The organism is Aquabacterium sp. T101 (genome assembly GCF_057219775.1).
Genome location: NZ_JBXVVZ010000009.1, coordinates 98334 through 115210, shown reverse-complemented (window position 1 = coordinate 115210; position 16877 = coordinate 98334). Strand labels below are relative to the sequence as shown.

Annotated in this window: 15 protein-coding genes; 9 read left to right on the top strand and 6 right to left on the bottom strand. The window is 72.7% G+C overall.

Annotation, left to right across the window (positions count from 1 at the left end; genetic code table 11):
* Positions 1 to 44: 44 nt before the first annotated feature.
* The 3 genes from AC2EAQ_RS17930 (at position 45) to AC2EAQ_RS17920 (ending at position 2757) form a co-directional block, all read left to right on the top strand.
* Positions 45 to 737 (top strand): GNAT family N-acetyltransferase, encoded by a 693-nt coding sequence (locus tag AC2EAQ_RS17930; protein ID WP_484645799.1) that lies wholly within the window; start codon positions 45 to 47, stop codon positions 735 to 737.
* A gap of 153 nt (positions 738 to 890) precedes the next feature.
* Complete coding sequence (locus AC2EAQ_RS17925; protein WP_484645798.1) at positions 891 to 1676, top strand: DUF2726 domain-containing protein; 786 nt, start codon at positions 891 to 893, stop codon at positions 1674 to 1676.
* Positions 1677 to 1719: 43 nt separating this feature from the next.
* Complete coding sequence (locus AC2EAQ_RS17920; RefSeq protein WP_484645797.1) at positions 1720 to 2757, top strand: serine/threonine protein kinase; 1038 nt, start codon at positions 1720 to 1722, stop codon at positions 2755 to 2757.
* Here the strand turns inward: AC2EAQ_RS17920 and htpG are convergent.
* Positions 2750 to 4624 (bottom strand): molecular chaperone HtpG, encoded by a 1875-nt coding sequence (gene htpG, locus AC2EAQ_RS17915; protein WP_484645796.1) that lies wholly within the window; start codon positions 4622 to 4624, stop codon positions 2750 to 2752. The genes AC2EAQ_RS17920 and htpG overlap by 8 nt on opposite strands.
* Positions 4625 to 4761: 137 nt before the next feature.
* Between htpG and AC2EAQ_RS17910 the strand changes: the two genes are divergently transcribed.
* Together AC2EAQ_RS17910 and AC2EAQ_RS17905 are read left to right on the top strand one after the other, a co-directional pair.
* Positions 4762 to 5103, top strand: coding sequence for a YciI family protein (locus AC2EAQ_RS17910; protein WP_484645795.1), 342 nt, complete (start codon positions 4762 to 4764; stop codon positions 5101 to 5103).
* Positions 5104 to 5167: 64 nt separating this feature from the next.
* Positions 5168 to 6382: an RNA polymerase sigma factor gene (locus AC2EAQ_RS17905; protein ID WP_484645794.1), complete on the top strand. Its 1215-nt coding sequence runs from the start codon at positions 5168 to 5170 to the stop codon at positions 6380 to 6382.
* Here AC2EAQ_RS17905 and AC2EAQ_RS17900 read toward each other — a convergent pair.
* On the bottom strand, positions 6373 to 7683 hold the full coding sequence (locus tag AC2EAQ_RS17900; RefSeq protein ID WP_484645793.1) for a D-amino acid dehydrogenase: 1311 nt from the start codon (positions 7681 to 7683) through the stop codon (positions 6373 to 6375). The two genes, AC2EAQ_RS17905 and AC2EAQ_RS17900, sit on opposite strands and share 10 nt — an antisense overlap.
* Here AC2EAQ_RS17900 and AC2EAQ_RS17895 point away from each other — a divergent pair.
* The 4 genes from AC2EAQ_RS17895 to fusA all read left to right on the top strand — a co-directional run bounded on the left by AC2EAQ_RS17895 (position 7682) and on the right by fusA (position 13067).
* On the top strand, positions 7682 to 9142 hold the full coding sequence (locus tag AC2EAQ_RS17895) for an AMP nucleosidase (protein WP_484645792.1): 1461 nt from the start codon (positions 7682 to 7684) through the stop codon (positions 9140 to 9142). The genes AC2EAQ_RS17900 and AC2EAQ_RS17895 overlap by 2 nt on opposite strands.
* A 7-nt stretch (positions 9143 to 9149) precedes the next feature.
* Positions 9150 to 9518, top strand: coding sequence for a glyoxalase superfamily protein (locus AC2EAQ_RS17890; RefSeq protein WP_484645791.1), 369 nt, complete (start codon positions 9150 to 9152; stop codon positions 9516 to 9518).
* 41 nt (positions 9519 to 9559) lie between these two features.
* On the top strand, positions 9560 to 10915 hold the full coding sequence (chrA, locus tag AC2EAQ_RS17885) for a chromate efflux transporter (RefSeq protein WP_484645790.1): 1356 nt from the start codon (positions 9560 to 9562) through the stop codon (positions 10913 to 10915).
* A 73-nt stretch (positions 10916 to 10988) separates the two neighbouring features.
* On the top strand, positions 10989 to 13067 hold the full coding sequence (fusA, locus tag AC2EAQ_RS17880) for an elongation factor G (protein WP_484645789.1): 2079 nt from the start codon (positions 10989 to 10991) through the stop codon (positions 13065 to 13067).
* A 42-nt stretch (positions 13068 to 13109) separates the two neighbouring features.
* On the opposite strand, the gene AC2EAQ_RS17875 is transcribed toward fusA, so the two are convergent.
* From AC2EAQ_RS17875 to AC2EAQ_RS17860, 4 genes are all read right to left on the bottom strand, one after another.
* Positions 13110 to 14162, bottom strand: a complete 1053-nt coding sequence (locus tag AC2EAQ_RS17875; RefSeq protein ID WP_484645788.1) for an FHA domain-containing protein — start codon at positions 14160 to 14162, stop codon at positions 13110 to 13112.
* A gap of 2 nt (positions 14163 to 14164) precedes the next feature.
* Complete coding sequence (locus tag AC2EAQ_RS17870) at positions 14165 to 15535, bottom strand: S1C family serine protease (RefSeq protein ID WP_484645787.1); 1371 nt, start codon at positions 15533 to 15535, stop codon at positions 14165 to 14167.
* A 34-nt stretch (positions 15536 to 15569) separates the two neighbouring features.
* Entirely contained in the window at positions 15570 to 16244 is a 675-nt protein-coding gene (locus AC2EAQ_RS17865) for a hypothetical protein (RefSeq protein ID WP_484645786.1), read from the bottom strand.
* A 73-nt stretch (positions 16245 to 16317) separates the two neighbouring features.
* Positions 16318 to 16866: an SRPBCC family protein gene (locus AC2EAQ_RS17860; RefSeq protein ID WP_484645785.1), complete on the bottom strand. Its 549-nt coding sequence runs from the start codon at positions 16864 to 16866 to the stop codon at positions 16318 to 16320.
* Positions 16867 to 16877: the final 11 nt, after the last annotated feature.

The following is a 16877-nucleotide window of genomic DNA, read 5'->3' as shown; positions in this document are numbered from 1 at the left end:
CGCAGGCACCCCCGTTCGTATAGGATCAGGGTTAACCCTAGATCATGACCACCGACCTCCGCCCCGACCCATCCCAGGACGCCCCCGCCCCGCCGGACCACGGCGATGCGGCCGTGCGGCTGCGCTGGGTGCCGGTGCGGTCGCTGTCGGAGCGCCATCGCCCCCGCATCCTGGCCCACCTGCTGGCGCTGCCGGCCGAGGACCGCTACCTGCGCTTCGGCTACGCCGCGTCGGACGCCCAGGTCGCGCGCTACGCCGACCTGATCGACTTCTCCAAGGACGAGGTGTTCGGCATCTTCAACCGGCGGCTGGAGCTGATCGCCCAGGCGCACCTGGCGGCCCTGCCCGACACCCGGGAGGCCGAGTTCGGCGTGTCGGTGCTGCCGCACGCCCGCGGACGGGGCTACGGCGGGCGCCTGTTCGACCATGCGGTGCTGCATGCGCGCAACCGCGGCATCGACACGCTCGTGGTGCACATGCTGTCGGAGAACACGTCGATGCTGCGCATCGCCCGCCGCGCCGGAGCCCGGGTCGACCGCGACGGTGGCGATTCGCTGGCCCGGCTGCGCCTGCCGCCGGAGGACCTGCGCTCGCACCTGGACGAACTGGTCGAGGACAGCGCCGCCGAGATCGACTACCAGCTCAAGGTGCAGGCCCGCCGCGTGACCGGCATGATCGAGGCGATCGACGAGATCCGCAGCCAGATCCAGAGCAGCCGGCCACGCACGCCGGAATAGCGCGGAAGCGCCCGGTCCGGAAGGGTTTCCCGGCCCCCGCATTGGGGGTGCGACGCCGGCGGCGGCGCGAGGCGCAGCAGTTAACATCCGGCCACTTGAAACCAATTGTCGCGGCGGGTGCGCAGCATCCGCGGCGCTGTCGCCTGCAGCCCCATGGAAGCCCTGTTGCCCTGGATCCTCGCGTCGGTCGTCGTGGCCGCGCTGGTGGCCGTGCTGCTGGCCTGGCGCCTGCCCCGCAACCGGAGCCAGCAGCAGAAGCCTCTGCCGACGGAGTGGGCACTAGCGCCGCGCCCGGTCTTCTCGACCGACGAGCGGCGCGTCTACCGCCAGCTGCGGGAGGCGCTGCCGCATCACATCGTGCTGTCGAAGCTGCCGCTGGTGCGCTTTTGCCAGCCGAGCGATCCGAACGAGGTGCGGTACTGGTACGAGCTGCTCGGCTCGATCCACGTCACCTTCGCCATCTGCAGCGCCAATGGCCGGGTGCTGGCGGCGATCGACCTCGACACCGACCGCGGCAACTCGCGCCGTGTCACCCAGATCAAGCAGTCGGTGCTCGGCGCCTGCCGCGTGCGCTACCTGCGCTGCCCGGTGGACAACCTGCCGTCAATCGCCGAACTGCAGCTGCTGGTGCCCCAGGCCACCGCAGCCTCGCGCGGGCCGCAACCGGCACCCAGCCGGCCGCAGCCCGCCGGCGACGCGCTGGCCGACAACGCCCCGCGGCGGCGCCGCGAGCGGGCCACGCTGTGGCAGGACTCCAGCTTCTTCCAGGACTCGTTCTTCGCGCCGGACACCCGCCTGGACGTGAGCGCGCCGGGCGACCTGGGTGGCTACGACACCCGCCAGCCGCGCCTGCCGGTGCCGGAAGTGCGCGAAGGCGGCGACCCGGCCCTGCCCAACGGCGAGGCCCAGCGCTACCAGGGCACGGGCACGCACAACTGAGCGCCCCGCAGGGGCCGACGCGCCGCACGCCGACAATGCGTGCATGACCCGAGACACCTCCGGCGCGGCGCCGGTCTATGCCGAGCTCGAACCCGCCACGGTGCTCGACGCCCTGGACACCGTCGGCCTGCGCGGCGACGGCCGCCTGCTGCAGCTCAATTCCTACGAGAACCGGGTCTACCAGGTCCACCTCGAGGACGGCGCGGTCGTGGTGGCCAAGTTCTACCGGCCGGCACGCTGGAGCGACGCGCAGATCCTGGAGGAGCATGCCTTCGGGCTGGAGCTGGCGCACGACGACATCCCGGTCGTCGCACCGCGCCCGCTGACCGCGGCCGACCCTGGCGTGCGGCTGCTCGGCACACCGCCGACGCTGGCCCACGTGGGCACGGCCCAGGCGGCGCACCGCCTGTCGGTGAGCGACCGGCACGCCGGCCACGGCCCGGAGCTGGAGAACCCCGAGGTGCTGACCTGGCTCGGCCGCTTCCTGGGCCGGCTGCATGCCGTGGGCCAGCGCCGCCCGTTCGAGCACCGCCGCAGCATCGGGCCGGACTGGGGCCTCGCGGCCCGGGACCGGCTGGCCGCCGGCGAGCACATCCCGGAGGCCGAACGCGGGCCCTGGCTCGCGCGCTGCGACGAGGCGCTGGCCCTCGTGACGCAGGCCTTCGACGCCGCCCGCGGCGTGCGGCGGCTGCGCCTGCATGGCGACTTCCATCCCGGCAACGTGATGTGGCGCGACGAGGGACCGCATGTGGTCGACCTGGACGATGCCTGCAACGGCCCGGCGATCCAGGACCTGTGGATGCTGCTGTCGGGCGACGCGACGGCCATGCGCGGGCAGCTCGCGCATGTGCTGGCCGGCTATCGCGTGTTCATGCCGTTCGACGAGCGCGAGCTGGCGCTGGTGGAGCCGCTGCGCACGCTGCGCATGATCTGCCACAGCGCCTGGATCGCCGAGCGCTGGAGCGACCCGGCGTTTCCGATCGCGTTCCCCTGGTTCGCCAGCGCCGGCTACTGGTCGCAGCAGGCCACGCAGCTGCGCGAGCAGGTGCAGGCGATGCGCGAGGGCGCGCTGCTCAGCTAGCGGTCAGCAGCCGGGTCACGCGCGCCACGTGCGACGCCGGGTCCTCGAGCTGGCCGCCCTCGGCCAGCCAGGCCTGGTCGAACAGCAGGTGCGCCAGGTCGTCGAAGTGGGCGTCGTCGCGCTCGAGCCGGCGCACCAGCGCATGGCCGGCGTTGACCTCGAGGATCGGCTGCGACGCCGGTGCCGTCTGCCCGGCCTGCTTGAGCATGCGAGCCAGGTGGGAGCTCATGTCGCCCTCGTCCACGACGATGCAGGCCGGCGAGTCCACCAGGCGCGTGCTCACGCGCACGTCCTTGGCGCGGTCCTTCAGCGCCGCCTTGAGCCGCTCCTGCATCGGCCGGAAGGCCTCGGCCGCCTCCTCGGCAGCCTTCTTCTCGGCCTCGTCCTGCAGCGTGCCCAGGTCCACCGCGCCCTTGGCCACGCTCTGCAGCGCGTGGCCCTCGAACTCGAACAGGTGCGCCAGCATCCACTCGTCGACGCGGTCGGCCAGCAGCAGCACCTCGATGCCCTTCTTGCGGAACACCTCCAGCTGCGGGCTGGACTTCGCGGCGGCCAGCGTGTCGGCAGTGACGTAGTAGATCGCGTCCTGGCCCTCCTTCATGCGGGCCACGTAGTCGGCCAGCGACACGCCCTCGTCGGCCTGGGTGGAGGCGAAGCGCAGCAGCCTGGCCAGGCGCTCGGCGTTGGCGTGGTCCTCGCCGACGCCTTCCTTCATGACGGCGCCGAACTCCTTCCAGAAGGCGGCGTACTTGTCCTTCTGGTTCTCGGCCAGCTCCTCGATCATCGACAGCACGCGCTTGGTGGCGCCGTCGCGGATCGTCTTGACGTCGCGGCTTTCCTGCAGCAGCTCGCGGCTCACGTTGAGCGGCAGGTCCGCCGAGTCGATCACGCCCTTGACGAAGCGCAGGTAGGCCGGCATCAGCGCCTGCGCGTCATCCATGATGAACACGCGCTTGACGTAGAGCTTGACGCCCGCGCGCTTGTCGCGGTTGTACAGGTCGAACGGTGCCTTGGCCGGGATGTACAGCAGCTGGGTGTACTCGCTGCGCCCCTCGACCTTGTTGTGCGTGTAGGCCAGCGGCGCGTCGCTGTTGTAGCTGATCTGCTTGTAGAACTCCTGGTACTGCGCGTCGGTGACCTCGCTCTTGGGGCGGGTCCACAGCGCGGCGGCCTTGTTGACCGTCTCCCATTCGTCGGTCATCTTGTACTCGGCCTTCTCGCCGATCCACTCCTCCTTGCGCATCAGGATGGGCAGCGAGATGTGGTCCGAGTACTTCGAGATGATCGACTTCAGCTTCCAGGTCTTGGCGAACTCCTCCTCGCCCTCTCGCAGGTGCAGGATCACGTCGGTGCCGCGCGCCGCGCGCTCGATGGTCTCCACCTCGAATTGGCCGCTGCCGTCGCTGGACCAGCGCACGCCCTCGGCCGCCGGCAGCCCGGCGCGGCGCGATTCCACGGTGATGCGGTCGGCCACGATGAAGCCGGAATAGAAGCCGACGCCGAACTGGCCGATCAGGTTGGCGTCGCCCTTGCGGTCGCCCAGCCGCGCGATGAACTCGCGCGTGCCGCTCTTGGCGATGGTGCCCAGGTGCTCGATCGCCTCGGCCTGGCTCATCCCGATGCCGTTGTCGCGGATCGTGATGGTGCGTGCCTCGGTGTCGAAGAAGACGCGGATCTCCAGGTTCGGGGCGTCCTCGTACAGCGCCGCGTCGTCCAGCGCCTCGAAGCGCAGCTTGTCGCAGGCGTCGCTGGCGTTGGACACCAGCTCGCGCAGGAAGATCTCCTTGTTGGAGTACAGCGAATGGGTGACGAGGTGCAGGATCTGCTGGACCTCGGCCTGGAAGGCGTGGGTGTGTTTCTGGCTCATGAGGGTCGGGTCGGTGGCAGGATGGCGGCCGATCTGCGGCCGGAGCGGCTATTTTCAAGCCGACGCGTCATGCCGGCGCGGGCCCGTCCGTCTATCGATCGCGGCCCGTTCCGGCCGCGCCACTGGAGAACGACGCGATGAACGAGTACCTGCTGCTGCTGCACGAAACCCCGGCCGACTACGGCGACCTGTCGCCGGCGCAGATGGAGGAGATCGTGGCCGCCTACGCCGCCTGGGCCGAGGACCTGGCCCAGCGCGGCCTGCTGGTGTCGGGCAAGAAGCTGGCCGACGACGGCGGACGCCACCTGCGCGTCGGCGCGGTCGCCACCGACGGCCCCTACGCCGAGGCCAAGGACGTGATCGGCGGCCTGTTCATCGTGCGCGCCGACGGCGATGCCCAGGCCGAGGCGCTCGCCGCCGGCTGCCCGCACCTGCGCGGCCGCAACTGGATCGAGGTCCGGCGCATCGAGATCGTCTAGCGTGGCGGCGGCACCGGCCCGACACGCCTCGGCCTGCAGCCCGCCCGACGCGGGCCGCGGTGCCGTGGCCGAAGTGCTGAGCGGCCAGCGTGCGCGGCTGGTGGCGCGGCTCGCCCGCTCGCTCGGCCTGGCGCACCTCGCGCTGGCCGAGGACGCGGTGCAGACCGCCGCACTGAGGGCGCTCGACCACTGGCCGCGCGAGGGCGTGCCGGACAACCCGGCTGGCTGGCTCTACCGCGTGGCGCGCCACGCGGCGATCGACGCGCTGCGCCACGACGCGCCGTCGCTCGCACTCGAGGGCGAGGCGTTCGACGAGGTGCTGCCAGCGGTCGCGCCGGCCACCGGCCGCTTCGCCGGCGAGCTCGACGACGACGGCCTGGCGCTTCTGTTCGCGGCCTGCCATCCGGCGCTGCCACCGGCGTCGCAGGTGGCGCTGGCGCTGCGCGCGCTGTGCGGTTTCGACCTGGCGCTGATCGCCGACGGCCTGCTGACCAGCGAGTCCGCGCTGGCGCAGCGGCTGGCGCGGGCGCGCACGCTGCTGCGCGACCAGGTGCTGATGCTGCCGGCCGGGCATGAGCTGGCGCCGCGCCGCGACGCGGTGATGCAGGCGCTGCTGCTGATGTTCAACGCCGGCTGGCAGGCGGACGCCGAGGCCGCGCGCGACATCTGCTGGGACGCGATCCGGCTGGCGCGCGCGCTGGCGGCCCACCCGGCGGCCGCGCATCCCGATGCGGACGCGCTGGCCGCGCTGCTGCTGCTGCACGGTGCTCGGCTGACCGGGCGTCACGACGCGGCCGGCGAGATCGTGCCGCTGCCGGGGCAGCCGCGCCACCGCTGGGACCAGGGCATGGTCCGGCTCGGGCTGGCCCACCTGGCGCGGTCGCAGCGCGCGGTGGCCCTGTCGCGCTGGCACCTGCTGGCCGGCATCGCCGCCGAGCACGCGCTGGCCCGGGACTACGCCGGCACCGCGTGGGATCGCATCGTCGGCCTGTACGACACGCTGCTGGCCATCGACGACAGCGCGGCGCCGCGCCTGTCGCACGCGATCGCGCTGGCCGAGGCCGGCCACGCCGGCCGCGCGCGCGACGCGTTGCAGGCGCTGCTGCCGCAGGTGCCCGACGCGCTGCGGGCCCATGCGCACGCCGCGCTATCGCATGCCCTGCAGCGACTGGGCGAGCCCGACGCCGCGCGGCGCGAGCTGGACACGGCCATCGTCCATGCCCGCAACGGCGCCGACCGGCGCCTGCTCGAGCGGCGCCGCGCCACGCTTCAGCCGTAGCGCGCGATCGTCAGGCCTTCCATGTCGATCGGCGCCGGGCGGCCGCCGATCAGCGCGGCCATCACCTTGGCGGTGCCGGCGGCCATGGTCCAGCCCAGCGTGCCGTGCCCCGTGGCGAGCCACAGGTTGGGCATCGCGGTGCCGCCGACCACGGGCGTGCCGTCGGGCGTCATCGGCCGCAGGCCGCACCAGAACTCGGTGCGGCCGAGGTCGCCGCCGTCCGGGAACAGGTCGCCCACCACGTGCATCAGCGTGCGGCGCCGCGCCTCGTGCAGGCGCAGCGTGTAGCCGGCCAGCTCGGCCGTGCCGCCGACGCGGATGCGGTCGCCCAGGCGGGTGACGGCCACCTTGTGCGTCTCGTCCATCACCGTGGACTCGGGCGCGCCGGCCGGGTCGGTGATCGGCAGCGTGATCGAGTAGCCCTTGACCGGGTAGACCGGCAGCGTGATGCCCAGCGGCGCCAGCAGGCGCGGCGAGTGGCTGCCCAGCGCCACCAGGTAGGCGTCGGCCTGGACGCGGCCGCGGTCGGTGACCACGCCGGTGATGCGCCTGCCGTCGGTCAGCAGCGACTGCAGCGTCTCGCCGTAGCGCAGGCGCGCGCCCTTGGCCGCCGCCAGCTCGGCGATGCGGCAGGTGAACTTGTAGCAGTCGCCGGTCTCGTCGCCGGGCAGCCGCAGGCCGCCGACGAACTTGTCGCGCACCCGGGCCAGCGCCGGCTCCACCTCGATGCAGCCGCCGCGGCCGAGCAGTTCGTAGGGCACGCCGAAGCGGTCCAGGATGGCGGTGTCGCCGCCGGTCGCGTCGAGCTGCTTCTGGGTGCGGAACAGTTGCAGCGTGCCCTGCATGCGCTCGTCGTAGGCGATGCCGGTCTGCTCGCGCAGCATCTTCATGCAGTCGCGGCTGAACTCGGCCAGCCGCACCATGCGACTCTTGTTGCGCTCGTAGCGCGCCGCCGTGCAGTTGCGCAGCATGGCCAGGATCCAGCCCACCATCGGCCAGTCCAGGTGCGGACGCAGCACCAGCGGGCGGTGGTTCATCAGCAGCCACTTCACGGCCTTGATCGGCACGCCCGGGCCGGCCCAGGGAGCCGAATAGCCGGGCGACACCTCGCCCGCGTTGGCAAAGCTCGTCTCGAGCGCCGGGCCGGGCTGGCGCTCGATCAGCGTCACCTCGTGGCCCTCGCTCGCCAGCTCGTAGGCCGCGGTACACCCGATCACGCCGCCGCCCAGCACCAGCACCTTCATCACTGCACCCCCTGAGGGGACCAGTTTACGCAGCGCCGCTGCACAATGCCCTCCCATGATCACGCCCGACGTCGCCCCCCGCCGCGAGTTCAACGACCCGGACGCCGCCCTGGCCCACGTGATGGCGATCTACGACGCCGGCGTGGCCCATCTGCGCGCCCGGCTGCAGGCCTTCCTGGCGGGCGACCTGCCCGGCGAGCGCGTGCGCGCCACCTACCCCTACGTGCGGATCCGCGTCGACACCGTGCTGCGCGCCGACTCGCGCCTGGCCTACGGCTTCGTCGCCGGGCCCGGCCGCTACGAGACCACGCTGACGCGGCCCGACCTGTTCGCGGACTACTACCGCGAACAGTTCCGGCTGCTGCTGCGCAACCATGCGGTGGCGCTGGAGATCGGCGCCAGCGACGAGCCGATCCCGGTGCACTTCTCGCTCGCCGAGGACGACCACCTCGAGGGCACGCTGACGCCGCAGCGGCGCCAGCTGATGCGCGACCTGTTCGACCTGCCGGACCTGGCCGCGATGGACGACGGCATCGCCAACGGCACCCACGAGCCGGGCCCCCGGGAGGCGCAGCCGCTGGCGCTGTTCACCGCGCCGCGGGTGGACTACTCGCTGCACCGGCTGCGCCACTACAGCGGCACCTGGCCCGAGCACTTCCAGAACTTCGTGCTGTTCACGAACTACCAGTTCTACATCGACGAGTTCATCAAGCTCGGCCGCGAGACCATGGCGCGCGAGGACTGCGGGTACTCGGCCTTCGTCGAGCCGGGCAACGTGGTCACGCAGCGCGGCGGCGCGGTCACGGGCAGCTCGCCGCCGCGCCTGCCGCAGATGCCGGCCTACCACCTGATGCGGCCCGACCACTCCGGCATCACGATGGTCAACATCGGCGTCGGCCCGGCCAACGCCAAGAACATGACCGACCACATCGCGGTGCTGCGGCCGCATGCCTGGATCATGCTCGGCCACTGCGCCGGCCTGCGCAACACGCAGCAGCTCGGCGACTACGTGCTGGCGCACGGCTACGTGCGCGAGGACCACGTGCTCGACGAGGAGCTGCCGCTGTGGGTGCCGATCCCGGCGCTGGCGGAGGTGCAGGTCGCGCTCGAGCGCGCGGTGGCCGACGTGACGCAGCTCACCGGCTACGAGCTCAAGCGCGTGCTGCGCACCGGCACCGTGGCCACCACCGACAACCGCAACTGGGAGCTGCTGCCGCATCCGGGCCCGGAGCGGCGCTTCAGCCAGAGCCGCGCGGTGGCGCTGGACATGGAATCGGCCACCATCGCCGCCAACGGCTTCCGCTTCCGCGTGCCCTACGGCACCCTGCTGTGCGTGAGTGACAAGCCGCTGCACGGCGAGATCAAGCTGCCGGGCATGGCCAACCAGTTCTACCGCGAGCGCGTCGACCAGCACCTGCGCATCGGCATGCGGGCGATCGAGCTGCTGCGCCAGGACGGCATGGGTTCGCTGCACAGCCGCAAGCTGCGCAGCTTCGCCGAGGTCGCCTTCCAGTGAGGTCCGCATGAGCATCGGCCCGGTCACACCCATCCTGCGCAGCTTCGACGAGGCGCGGGCGCGCGACTTCTACGTGCGCTACCTCGGCTTCGAGGTGCTGTTCGAGCACCGGTTCGAGCCCGGCATGCCGCTGTACCTGGGCCTGCGCCGCGGCGGCTGCGAGCTGCACCTGTCCGAGCACCATGGCGACGCCAGCCCCGGCGCCGCGGTGCGCATCGCGGTGGACGACATCGACGCGCTGCGGGCCGAACTGGCCGCCAGGGGCCATCCGAACGTGCGTCCCGCCGTGCACGCCATGCCCTGGGGCACGCGCGACATGACGGTCACCGACCCCTTCGGCAACCGCCTCACCTTCACCAGCGCGATCAGCCTCTGAGCGCCGTCCGCCGCGCCCGGGCCATCGGTTAAGGTGCGGCGATGTCCGCCGACGAAGCTCCTGCACCGGTGCGCTTTGCCGATGCGCTGCGCTTCTGGCTGAAGCTCGGCTTCGTCAGCTTCGGCGGCCCCGCCGGGCAGATCGCGATCATGCATGCCGAGCTGGTGGAGCGCAGGCGCTGGATCAGCGAGCGCCGCTTCCTGCATGCGCTGAACTATTGCATGGTGCTGCCCGGGCCCGAGGCGCAGCAGCTCGCCACCTACCTGGGCTGGCTGATGCACCGCACCCGCGGCGGCATCGTCGCCGGCGTGCTCTTCGTGCTGCCCTCGCTGGTGCTGCTGACCGGCCTGGCCTGGATCTACATGGCCTTCGGCGATCTGCCGGTGGTGGCGGGCCTGCTGTACGGCATCAAGCCGGCGGTCACCGCCATCGTGCTGCACGCGGCCTGGCGCATCGGTTCGCGTGCGCTGCACGACGCCTGGCTGTGGGCGATCGCCGCCCTGGCCTTCGTCGCGGTCTTCGCGTTCCAGGTGCCGTTTCCCGCCATCGTGCTGGCCGCGGCCGCGCTGGGCTACGTCGGCAGCCGCGTGGCGCCGGCCCGGTTCGCGCCGGGCGGTGCGGCCCACGCCACCGGCACGCGCCGCTACGGCCCGGCGCTGATCGACGACGACACGCCGCCGCCGCCGCACGCGCGCCACTCGGCCGCCCGCCTGGCCCGCGTGGTGGCCGCCGGTCTCGTGTTGTGGGCCGCGCCGATGGCGCTGCTGGTGGCCTGGGCCGGCTGGCACGGCACCTATGCCCAGATGGCGTGGTTCTTCACCAAGGCCGCGCTGCTGACCTTCGGCGGCGCCTACGCGGTGCTGCCCTACGTGCACCAGGGCGCCGTCGGCCACTACGGCTGGGTCACGCCGACGCAGATGATGGACGGCCTGGCGCTGGGCGAGACCACGCCGGGCCCGTTGATCATGGTGGTGGCCTTCGTGGCCTTCGTCGGCGCGTGGCAGAGCAGCGAGCTGGCGGCCCTGCTCGGCCCCGACCGCGTGGCCTGGGCCGCCGTGCTGGCCGCGGTGCTGGTCACGTGGTTCACCTTCCTGCCGTCGTTCGTGTTCATCCTGGCGGGGGCGCCGCTGGTGGAGTCGACCCACGGCGAACTGCGCCTGACCGGGCCGTTGACGGCGATCACGGCGGCGGTGGTGGGCGTGGTGCTCAACCTGGGCCTGTTCTTCGGCATCCACGTGCTGTGGCCGGCCGGTTTCGGCGGGCCCTTCGACGCCGCGTCGGCCGTGCTGGCGCTGGCCGCCGCGGCGGCCCTGATGCGCTGGCGCCGCGGCGTCATCGAAGTGATCGTCGTCTGCGCCGTGCTCGGGCTGGCGCTGCACTTGTCGGGCCTCAAGTAGGCCGGGTGCGCCGCCTTGTGCGGGCCGGTCCGATCCCTTAGGCTGGGTCGGTCCGCCATCGAGGAGACCCACCATGCCCAGCCCATCTGTCGCCGGGGGTGCATCGATCGACACCACCGGCATCCGGACCCTGGCGCTCGTCGGCCCGCAGGGCGCAGGCAAGACCAGCCTGGCCGAGGCGCTGCTGGCGCGCGCCGGCATGATCGGCACGCCGGGCAGCCTGGACCGCGGCACCACGGTCAGCGACTTCGACCCGCTCGAGCGCCGCATGGCGCACTCGCTGAACACGTCGGTGCTGCACCTGGTGCACGGCGGCATCCGCGTGCACCTGCTGGACACCCCGGGCGCGACGGACTTCGTCGGCCAGTCGCTGCCGGCGCTGGAAGCGGTGGAGACGGCCGCCGTGGTGATCAACGCCGCCACCTGGAAGGTGTCCGGCATCGACCCGATGGCCGTGCGGATGATGAACTACGCCGCCGAGCGCCACCTCGACCGGCTCATCATCGTCAACAAGATCGACGCCGCGGCCGGCGTGCTGGCCGAGCTGCTGGCCGACGTGCAGGCCACGTTCGGCAAGGAGTGCCTGCCGCTGAACCTGCCCGACGCCGGCGCCACGCGCGTGGTGGACTGCTTCTACAACCGCGACGGCCACAGCGACTTCGGCAGCGTCGAGGCGGCGCACCGCGCGCTGGTGGAGCAGGTGGTGGAGGTGGACGCCGCCTTCGTCGACCGCTACCTCAACGACGGCGACATCGACGCGTCCGAGCTGCACGCCCCGCTGGAGCAGGCGCTGCGCGAGGGCCACCTGATCCCGGTGTGCTTCGTGTCGGCACGCAGCGGCGCCGGCGTGGGCGAGTTGCTCGACGTGGTCGAGCGGCTGCTGCCGCACCCGGCCGAGGGCAACCCGCCCGAGTTCCTGCAGGGCGAAGACGCGCAGGCGCAGCCGCTGCAGGCGCGCCCCGACCCGCAGGCCCATGTGCTGGCGCATGTGTTCAAGGTGACGGTCGACCCCTTCGTCGGCCGCATGGGCGTCTTCCGCGTGCACCAGGGCACGGTGACGAAGGACTCGCTGCTCTACGTCGGCGACGGACGCAAGCCGTTCAAGGTGGGCCACCTGTTCATGCTGCAGGGCAAGGAACACGTCGAGGTGGCCCGGGCGGTTCCGGGCGACATCGTCGCCGTGGCCAAGGTGGACGACCTGCGCTACGACGCCGTGCTGCACGACGCCGCCGAGGACGACCACATCCACCTGCGCCCGCTCGACCTGCCGGTGCCGGTGCACGGCCTGGCCATCGAGCCCCGGCGCCACGGCGACGAGCAGCGGATGTGGGAGATCCTCGGCAAGCTGGTCGACGAGGACCCGTGCCTGAAGGTGGAGCATGTGGCCGCCACCAACGAGACCATCGTCTACGGCCTGGGCGAGCTGCACCTGCGCGTGCTGCTGGAGCGGCTGCGCGACGTGTACCGGTTCGAGGTCAGCACGCGGCCGCCGCGCATCGCCTACCGCGAGACCATCACCGCTGCGGCCGAGGGGCACCACCGCCACAAGAAGCAGTCCGGCGGTGCGGGCCAGTTCGGCGAGGTGTTCCTCAAGGTCGAGCCGCTGGCGCGCGGCGCGGGCTTCGAGTTCGTCGACCAGGTCAAGGGCGGCACCATCCCGACGCAGTTCATCCCCGCGGTGGAAAAGGGGGTGCGCGACGCGATGGCCGCCGGCGTCATCGCCGGCTACCCGCTGGTGGACGTGCGCGTGGTCGTGTACGACGGCAAGCACCACAGCGTGGACAGCAAGGAGATCGCCTTCGTCACCGCCGGCCGCAAGGCCTTCATGGCGGCCGTGCGGGCGGCGCGCCCGATCGTGCTGGAGCCGGTGGCGCGGGTGGAGATCACCGCGCCGGAGCAGGCCATGGGCGACATCGCGGGCGACCTGTCCTCGCGGCGCGGCCAGGTCAACGGCACCGGCAACGCCGGCGCCGGCCAGGTGACGGTGCGGGGCCTGGCGCCGCTGGCCGAGCTGGCGGGCTATCAGTCCCGGCTCAACGCGATGACGAGCGGGCAGGGACGCTACGCGCTGGCGCTGTCGCACCACGACCCGGTGCCGCCGACGGTGCAGGCCCAGCTGATGGCGCAGCACCAGGTGCACGACGAGGACTGAGGCGCCGGGCCGCGGCCGGCGCCGGTCCGGTGGCGCGGGCGACTAGGGCTCCGCGTCCTTGGCCGCCGCCTTGCGCGCCTGCTCGAGCAGCGGCGCCTCGAGCGCGCGAAGGTCCTCCACCAGGGCCTGCGGCGGCTGGGCGTCGGCCACGCGCCACGACGGCGGCAGCAGCGTGGCGGTGTACAGCTCCGAGAACAGGCGGTCGGTGCGCTGCCACTGCATTGCCATCGTCCAGCCGAGCCCCAGCGCCGCCACGGTGCCCACGGCCACGCCGATGCGGCGTCCGTGGGCCGGCAGCACGATGCGCAGGTGCTGCGCCAGCATGGCCGCCGCCAGCGCCCAGGCCACGAGACTGCGCGCCCGGCTGGCCCAGGGCCAGTCGAACATGAACGCCACCAGCGCCAGCGCGGTCTCGCCGGCGACGATCGCCAGCGACCAGGTCAACACGATGCCCAGGTGCGGCAACAGCACGAAGTGGCGCGTGAAGATCTTGGTCGCCACGCCCCATAGCGCCGACCACAGCGCCAGGGCCCCCAGCAGCGCCAGCAGGCCGGGCAGGTAGTCCTCCCAGGTGCCGTCGGCATTGGACTCCAGCCACAGCGTGCCGCCGGCCCAGGCCAGCATCGCCGCCAGCAGCGCCAGCGTCATCCACCGCGCCGGCGGCGCGTCGGCCACCGACAGCGGCAGCTCGGCCGGCAGCGCGTCGCTGGCCCGGCGCACGCGCAGCCGGGTGGCGCCAAGCTGCCAGGTGGCCAGCGGTGCCAGCACGGCCCGCGCACCGGCGGCCAGCGCGAGCGGGCCGGCCCCCTGGTCGATGCGCGCGCCGTTGCGGCTGGCGAGCGCCTCGAGCGTGACACGCCCGTCGGCGTCGACATCGAGCCGGGCGTGGTGCGCGGCCACGTGCGGGTCGTGCAGCACGATCGGGTTGTCGAGCGCGCGCCCCAGCGTGACCGGCCAGGCCGTCACGTCCCAGGCCTGCTGCACGCGGCCGTCGGCGTCGAGCAGCTCGACCTGCGCCAGGCGCGCCGACGCCGGCGCCGGCACGGTCGCAGGCGCTTCCGGCGTCAGGCCGGGGGGCAGGGAGTCGGTGGCCATCGTCATCGGGCCGGGGCGCCGGGCGCGGCGGACGGGGTCCAGCCGAAGCCCTGCAGGTAGTGGTCGACCAGCTTCATCGCGCCGGCGAAGTCGACGCCGCGCGCGTCGAGGCGGCCCTGGACGCCCTGCGTCGGATGGTCCACCGTGGTGGTCAGCACCGACAGGTTGAACAGGCCGTCGAAGCGCTTGAGCGCCGCCAGGCACACCACGGTGCGCAGCGCGAGGCCGTCGCGGTCGATGAAGCGCTCGCGGCACTGCGGCGCGGTGGCCGCGGACCCGCTGAAGAAGCCCTCGTTGCGGAAGCTGTCGGTGTACATGCGGGCGAAGCGCAGCGCCCCGAGCTTGCTGCCGTCGTAGGCCTCGTGGCGCACCGTCAGCGCTCCGGTGAGCAGCGCGTCGGTGACGAAGACGGAGCTGTCCATGACGCAGTCGCTGCGCTCGAACTGCAGCTGCTTGTCGCGCGCCGGCGAGGTGCTGCCCCAGCAGCGCATGAAGGTCTCCTGCGGCACGGGCACGCGGTAGCGCGCGTGGTTGGCGCTGCGCCAGGGCTGGGCGATGAAGCGCTCCACGAGGCCGGCCTGGTGCGCCTTGAGCTGGCGCGTGATCTCGGCATGCGCCGCGCCCTGCATCGGCGCGGCGGTGCGTCCGCGCTCGAGCAGCTGCTCGGCGAACTGCGCCGGCACCAGGAAGCTCACCTGCTCGCCGTCGCGCCGCGCCGCGACGTTGATGCCCACCACGCGGCCGGCGGCGTCCAGCGCCGGCCCGCCGCTCATGCCCGGGTTGAGCGAGCCGGCGAAGAAGATCTGCGGCAGGTAGCTGCGCTCGACCAGCCCGTTGTAGTTGCCCTCGACGATGGCGAAACCCACGTCCAGCGGGTTGCCCATCGAGTAGATGCGCTCGCCGCGCGCCAGCGGCAGGGCCGCGGGCCGGAACGCGAGCGCCGGCAGCGCGGCGGCGGGCCGGCCCTCGGGCGGCACCAGCCGCACCAGCGCCAGGTCGTGCACCGTGTCCACCGCCAGCAGCTGCACGGTGCCCGAGGTGCCGTCGGCCATGGTGTAGCTGAGCCGGTAGCGCGACGGGCGCAGCGCGAACTGGCTGACGACGTGGTAGTTGGTGATGGCCAGCCCCTCGGCGGCCACGACGAAGCCCGAGCCGACCGACGCCTGGCTGTCCTGGTCGCGCAGCAGCGTGCGCACCTGCAGCAGCTTGGTGCGCGTGTCGTCGAACACGCGCTGGCCGCCGGCCGACACCGGCACCGTCGCTTCGGCGGCGGGCTTGCGGGCGTCGGCCGCACGGGCCGTGACCGTCCCCAGCCCCAGGGCCAGGCAGCACGCGGCGGTGGACAGCGCGACGCGCCAGGCCCGAAGGATCATCGGGCGATTCTAGGCAGAGCCGTGCGGGCGACCGTCAGGGCAGGAAACGCTTGACCTCGGCGGCGTACTCGAGGGTCTGGTGCGGCTGGCCGACGATCCAGCGACCGATGTCGTCGAGCAGGCGGCTGCGCAGGCCCACCGCGGGGAACTCCGCCTCGACGCGCTCGAGCTGGTCGACGTTGACGAAGGTGATCCGCACCCGCCCCGAGTCGTGCAGCGGCTGCACGCGCACACTGGCGGTGACGTCGGGAATGAACTCGAAGGCCGTGCCCTGCAGGCGCCCCGTCCCCGGCTGGCGCAGACCGTCCTCGTGCACCGGGATGTTGCCGTGGCGCAGGTTGGCACGGACCCGCTCGATGTCGTGGGGCAGCTGCTTCTCGATGCGCTGGCGCTGGGTGCCGATGGCCTGCCACACCAGCACCACGGCGTCGTACTCCGCCGTGCCGCCGGGCACCAGGCGCAGGTGCGGCGCGACGCGGAAGTTGCGGCACACCAGCCCCTGCAGGGGCTGGCGCCCGTCGACGGCGTAGCGCGCGGTGCTGGGCGCCTGGATCACGTTGAGGTGGACGCACAGCTCGTTCCAGTAGTCGTGCGCCGTGCGGCAGGCCTCGTTGGCCAGCCGGTGATTGCGCTGCTGCACCTCGGGGTCGGTCGAGGTGTCCTGCTGCAGGGCTCTTGTGACGAGCTTGAGTTCGTCAAGAAAACTCACGGGCGCGGCTCCGGGCCGGGCGGACGGCCGGCTTTCCGGCGCCAGTGTCCCGCGGCCGCCGCGGGCCGCCGCGTTACTTTGTCGCGCCCGGTGCCGTGCCGGGCGTGTCCGGCGCGGCCTCGGCATGCATCGCGCGAAGTTGTTCCAGGCGCGGCGCCCAGTCCACCGGGCCGTGCTCGAAAAGGTGACGCAGGCTGTCGAGCACGAAGCCCCAGGCCCGGTCGAAGTAGGCCAGGGCCTCGTCCCACTGGCCCCCGTCGCCCCAGCCGGTGTGGTGCAGGTGCACCTGCGTGAGCCCGTCCGACACCGCCGACAGGCGCACCATCACGAAGGTGCGCTGGGCGCGCGCCTCGGCCAGGTGCGGCGGTGCGTTCCAGTCGAAGCTGAGCATCGAGGGAGGCTGCAGCGCCATGAAGCGCATGTCGTCGGCGCCCCGGGTGCCGGCGGGCGCCAGGGGGTCGAAGTAGATCTCGAACGGCCCGCCGACGCGCGCCTCGACGCGGGCGTCCGGCGCGAGGAAGCTCACGATGCCCTCGCGCGTGGTCCACGCCGCCCAGACAGCGTGCACGGAGGCGGGAACCTCGATGTGCTTGTCGATCGATCGCAGGCGGGGTGCGGTCATGGTCGGTACCT

Coding starts and splice junctions, on each gene's coding strand:
- AC2EAQ_RS17930 (WP_484645799.1), top strand. CDS start 45: ATGACCACCGACCTCCGCCCCGACCCATCCCAGGACGCCCCCGCCCCG.
- AC2EAQ_RS17925 (WP_484645798.1), top strand. CDS start 891: ATGGAAGCCCTGTTGCCCTGGATCCTCGCGTCGGTCGTCGTGGCCGCG.
- AC2EAQ_RS17920 (WP_484645797.1), top strand. CDS start 1,720: ATGACCCGAGACACCTCCGGCGCGGCGCCGGTCTATGCCGAGCTCGAA.
- htpG (WP_484645796.1), bottom strand. CDS start 4,624: ATGAGCCAGAAACACACCCACGCCTTCCAGGCCGAGGTCCAGCAGATC.
- AC2EAQ_RS17910 (WP_484645795.1), top strand. CDS start 4,762: ATGAACGAGTACCTGCTGCTGCTGCACGAAACCCCGGCCGACTACGGC.
- AC2EAQ_RS17895 (WP_484645792.1), top strand. CDS start 7,682: ATGATCACGCCCGACGTCGCCCCCCGCCGCGAGTTCAACGACCCGGAC.
- AC2EAQ_RS17900 (WP_484645793.1), bottom strand. CDS start 7,683: ATGGGAGGGCATTGTGCAGCGGCGCTGCGTAAACTGGTCCCCTCAGGG.
- AC2EAQ_RS17890 (WP_484645791.1), top strand. CDS start 9,150: ATGAGCATCGGCCCGGTCACACCCATCCTGCGCAGCTTCGACGAGGCG.
- chrA (WP_484645790.1), top strand. CDS start 9,560: ATGTCCGCCGACGAAGCTCCTGCACCGGTGCGCTTTGCCGATGCGCTG.
- fusA (WP_484645789.1), top strand. CDS start 10,989: ATGCCCAGCCCATCTGTCGCCGGGGGTGCATCGATCGACACCACCGGC.
- AC2EAQ_RS17875 (WP_484645788.1), bottom strand. CDS start 14,162: ATGGCCACCGACTCCCTGCCCCCCGGCCTGACGCCGGAAGCGCCTGCG.
- AC2EAQ_RS17870 (WP_484645787.1), bottom strand. CDS start 15,535: ATGATCCTTCGGGCCTGGCGCGTCGCGCTGTCCACCGCCGCGTGCTGC.
- AC2EAQ_RS17860 (WP_484645785.1), bottom strand. CDS start 16,866: ATGACCGCACCCCGCCTGCGATCGATCGACAAGCACATCGAGGTTCCC.